Origin of the sequence: Acinetobacter sp. RRD8, assembly GCF_031844225.1 — a bacterium.
Taxonomy (GTDB): domain Bacteria; phylum Pseudomonadota; class Gammaproteobacteria; order Pseudomonadales; family Moraxellaceae; genus Acinetobacter.
The window spans coordinates 1-1,675 of sequence record NZ_JAUZUU010000047.1; the positions used below are offsets into that span (position 1 = coordinate 1).

Here is a 1,675-nt window from a genome sequence, read left to right on the forward strand (position 1 = left end):
CTGATAGCACTGACATGTAAGTCAATTAATTCATTCACATCTGAACAATTTTTCTTGGGATTATCTTTATAGGTGAGTAATTGACGAATTTCATTCAAACTCATATTTAAAGTTCGGCAATTCAAAATAAACTTAATTCGCTCAACATAGCCTATATCGTAAAGGCGGTAATTTCCTTCCGTTCTTTCGGGTTCCGGAATTAAACCTTCCTTTTCATAAAACCTAATTGTTAATACTGAACATGAGGTTTTTTTAGAGAGTTCACCAATTTTTAAATGCATTGAGTTGGTATTTCCAAAAAATCTTGACTCTATAGTAACTATAGGGATTCTAATATTCAAAGTTTATAAATTTTTTTAATGGGTATAATTATGAGTGGTTGTGGATGTAGTAAAGAAACACCATGCAAAGATAAGAAATCTCAACAAGAAAATCATCCATCAATTGCAGAAGCAAACAATTCAAAGAATTGTAATAATACGCTTAGCTGTTGTGGTGAAGAGGAAGAAGAAAAATCTTCATCTCCTTGCTGTAACACTTCAAACAGTTGTGAAGATACCGCTCAATCCTGTTGTGGTTCTGATCCCAAAGAAAATTTAAGCACTGAAGACGTTTTAAAAAATTCGCACTACATGAGTGAATACTTAGTTCCCAAAATGGATTGTTCTGCGGAAGAACAGATGGTTCGTATGGCGCTATCTTCAATTGATGGTGTTCAAAAACTCATCTTTGATTTACCTAACCGGTCTTTAAAGGTTCTACATAATCAAAAAGATGAAAATATAACTACCAAACTTGAAGCTTTGGGTTTTGGTGCAAAGCTTGTGAAGACTGAAACTTATATAAGCAATCAACAGGCTAAGCAAACAAGTACCTATACCATTCCTAAAATGGATTGCTCTGCTGAAGAGCAAATGGTCCGTATGGCTCTTGCAGATATTGAAGCAGTTAAAGGTCTTACTTTTGATCTTCCCAATCGAAAACTGAAAGTCTTCCATAATGAAGGGATTCAGCAAATTACGGCCAAACTTGAAGGACTGGGTTTTGGGGCGAAACTTGATGAAACACAGCTTTCTTCAGGCGATATACCTAATGAACCTGATCCTGTGAGACAAGCTAAAGTACTTAAACTGTTATTAGGCATTAATGCTCTACTTTTCTTTATAGAATTCATCAGCGGAATTATTGCTGCGTCTACAGGATTGATTGCTGATTCTCTAGATATGTTTGCCGATGCAGCCGTTTATGGTATTGCGCTATATGCCGTCGGAAAAGCTGCGAAATATCAAGTGAAAGCAGCCCATTTCGCAGGTTGGATTCAGTTATTACTTGCTGTCATCGTGATTATTGATGTCATTAGACGATTCATGTTTGGAAGCGAGCCAGAATCAACGCTCATGATTGTTATTGGCCTGCTCGCACTTATAGCTAACGTGACATGCTTATATCTTATTTCTGGTCATCGAGAAGATGGCGCACATATGAAAGCCAGTTGGATTTTCTCGGCGAATGACGTTGTCGTAAATATGGGCGTTATATTTGCCGGTGTACTCGTGGCGTGGACGGGATCAGCTTACCCAGACTTAATCATTGGCATCCTGGTTTCTTTATTCGTGCTTAATGGTGCTCGAAAGATTTTGGCTTTGAAGTAAGAGTATCGAAAATGAATCTATTT

The 1,675-nt window shown here is 37.2% G+C and carries 2 protein-coding genes; one reads left to right on the top strand and one right to left on the bottom strand.

Annotated features, from left to right (window positions below):
• On the bottom strand, window positions 1-281 hold a 281-nt coding region (gene cadR, locus Q9R24_RS14945; protein ID WP_311215568.1), incomplete at its 3' end, for a Cd(II)/Pb(II)-responsive transcriptional regulator.
• 90 nt (window positions 282-371) lie between these two features.
• Here cadR and Q9R24_RS14950 point away from each other — a divergent pair.
• A complete protein-coding gene (locus Q9R24_RS14950) occupies window positions 372-1,652 on the top strand; it encodes a cation transporter (RefSeq protein WP_138001017.1) in 1,281 nt (426 codons plus the stop codon).
• Window positions 1,653-1,675: the final 23 nt, after the last annotated feature.

Excerpts from the sequence above, each read along its gene's own strand:
- Q9R24_RS14950 (WP_138001017.1), top strand. The coding sequence starts at position 372 with ATGAGTGGTTGTGGATGTAGTAAAGAAACACCATGCAAAGATAAGAAA.